The sequence below is a fragment of the Streptomyces rhizosphaerihabitans genome, assembly GCF_025399795.1.
GTDB classification, from domain to species: Bacteria; Actinomycetota; Actinomycetes; order Streptomycetales; family Streptomycetaceae; genus Streptomyces; species Streptomyces rhizosphaerihabitans.
The window spans coordinates 1-2,349 of sequence record NZ_JAODTZ010000139.1; the positions used below are offsets into that span (position 1 = coordinate 1).

At 71.8% G+C, this 2,349-nt stretch carries 3 protein-coding genes; 1 reads left to right on the plus strand and 2 read right to left on the minus strand.

Going from position 1 to position 2,349, the window contains the following annotated elements:
• On the plus strand, window positions 1-1,025 hold a 1,025-nt coding region (locus N4G66_RS45025), incomplete at its 5' end, for an ATP-dependent helicase C-terminal domain-containing protein (protein WP_315903776.1).
• Here N4G66_RS45025 and N4G66_RS45030 read toward each other — a convergent pair.
• Window positions 1,015-2,007, minus strand: coding sequence for a DUF3068 domain-containing protein (locus N4G66_RS45030; protein ID WP_261710130.1), 993 nt, complete (start codon window positions 2,005-2,007; stop codon window positions 1,015-1,017). The genes N4G66_RS45025 and N4G66_RS45030 overlap by 11 nt on opposite strands.
• A 25-nt stretch (window positions 2,008-2,032) precedes the next feature.
• Window positions 2,033-2,167: an SPW_0924 family protein gene (locus N4G66_RS45035; RefSeq protein ID WP_261710131.1), complete on the minus strand. Its 135-nt coding sequence runs from the start codon at window positions 2,165-2,167 to the stop codon at window positions 2,033-2,035.
• Window positions 2,168-2,349: the final 182 nt, after the last annotated feature.

Genomic DNA, 2,349 nt, shown 5'->3' on the forward strand with positions numbered 1-2,349 from the left:
GAGGCGGCCGTGACGGCAGCCGGGCGGACGGCGGGGCGCGGGCGGAGCCCGGGGACGACCGGGTCGTCGGGCTCGTCGCCGCGCTGGCGTTCCCCGAACGTATCGCGCAGGTGCAGGGCGGCTCCCACCTCATGGTCAACGGGACCCGCGCCGACGCCGGTGAGGGATCCGTCCTGCGCGGTGCTCCCTGGCTCGCGGTCGCCGTCGCCGACCGTCCCGTCGGCAGGGGGCACGCGCGCGTGCGGCTCGCGGCGGTGATCGACGAGCGGACGGCACGACGGGCCGCCGCCGGCCTGTACTCCGAGGGCGACGAGGTCCACTGGGCCGACGGCGATGTCGTCGCACGGCGGGTGGAGCGGCTGGGGGCGGTGGAGCTGACCGTGCGGCCGTTGCGCAACGCGGACCCCGGGCTCGTACGGAACGCGCTGCTCGAAGGGCTGCGGGAGGAGGGCTTCGGTCTGCTGCGGTGGTCGCCGGACGCCGAGGTGCTGCGGCAGCGGCTCGCGTTCCTGCGCCGACGGCTCGGTGACCCGTGGCCGGACGTCTCCGATGAAGCCCTGCACGCGCGCGTGGCGGAGTGGCTGGAGCCGGAGCTGAGCCGTGCCCGGCGGCGGGCGGACCTGGCGCGGATCGATGCCGGGCAGGCGCTGAACCGGCTGCTGCCCTGGGCGACGGGGGAGGCGGCCCGGCTCGACGAGCTCGCGCCCGAACGGATCGAGGTGCCGAGCGGGTCGAGGATCCGCGTCGACTACGCCGACCCCGCGCAGCCGGTGCTCGCCGTGAAACTGCAGGAGATGTTCGGGCTGCACGCCTCGCCCGCCATCGCCGGCGTGCCTGTGCTCGTACATCTCCTCTCCCCGGCGGGCCGGCCTGCCGCGGTCACCGCCGATCTCGCGTCCTTCTGGAAGGACGGCTACAAGGGCGTACGGGCCGAACTGCGCGGCCGGTACCCCAAGCATCCGTGGCCCGAGGACCCGGCGACCGCCGAGCCGACGCGGTACACGAACGCGCGGCTCAGGCGCTGACGGGCTCGGGGTCGGCCGCCCGGGTGGGTGCGGACTCGCCCGGCCTGCGGCCGCGGGCCTCCAGGTACAGGGAGAGGGACAGCAGGGCCGCACCGAGGAGCAGGAAGCCCCAGGGAAGGTAGGAGGTCATCATCAGGACGAGGGTGCGGTTCGACTTGACCAGGTCGACGGTGTGCCTGATGTAGTCCTCGCGCATCTTCACGTCGCCGGAGAAGGCGGTCACCTTGTCCCGGCCGCCCAGGAGCGTGCCGCCGCGGAGTTCCTCCTTGTGGATCTCCTCGCCGTACACGGGTGCTCCGGTGACCGGCTCGACCCAGAACCTGCGGACGGTGGTGTACCAGCGGGTGGTGCCGGTCTTGGCGATGGACTCGGGGGTGACGCCCTGGACGGGCATCACCTTGGGGAACTTCACCTTCGTCCAGGGAATGGTCTGCTCGAAGTAGTAGACCTTGACTCCCCGGAAGGTCCGGGTGTCCTTGTAGTGGATGGGCGCCGAGGTGCGGGTCTGCGCGTCGAAGTACTCGTAGTCCCGTTTCTCCGTCCGGAAGGGCCACTTGAACTCGATGCCCTCGCGGGTGACGGGGTCGCCGTCGACGGACTCTCCGGTGGCGTGGACGGGTTCCTGGCTGTGCGCGTCGAAAATGTAGCGCTCGGGGAGCTTGGAGACCATCTTCCCGTCGGGGCCCTGGACGTAGGAGAGGGAGTCCCAGACGACGACGTCACGGCCCGCGGTCCGCTCGATCCTGTCGGAGGCCTCGACGTTGCCCTTGAGGGTCTGCACGACGGTGACCTTGGAGACCTTCCCGGCCTGCATGGTGCCGTAGTCGAGGAGGGTCGCGTCCTTCGCCTCCAGCACCATGTCCTGGTACTGGTTGGCGGGGATCTTGGCCAGGCGCGGGAAGGCGTACCAGCGCAGCAGCGGGGACAGCGCCGCGAAGAACACGGCGAGCGCGAGCAGGATCAGGCTTGCCTTGCGGCGCATCTCGACGGCCCTCCCGGTGCGTGCGTCAGGGGTGTTCGGGGACGGTGGTGAGCATCGGCTTCGGTGAGGTGTGTCCGGCCGGCGAGCCCATGGCCGTGATGGCCAGGACCAGCGCGAGTGCCGCGGCGAGACCGGTCGCGGCGGCGATGAGGGCACGCATGCGGGCCTCCCGAGGCAGGAGCTGATACATCGTCAGGTCCGGCACCGTAGCAACGGTGGGGCGAGATGAGAACACGTCGCACACACAACGGATCAGGGCGCCCCCGCGGCATGAGCCGAGAAGGCGCCCTGGAGGCGCACGGGCCGCGCGGTGGCGGCACGGTTCTACGAAGCGGCGGCGGC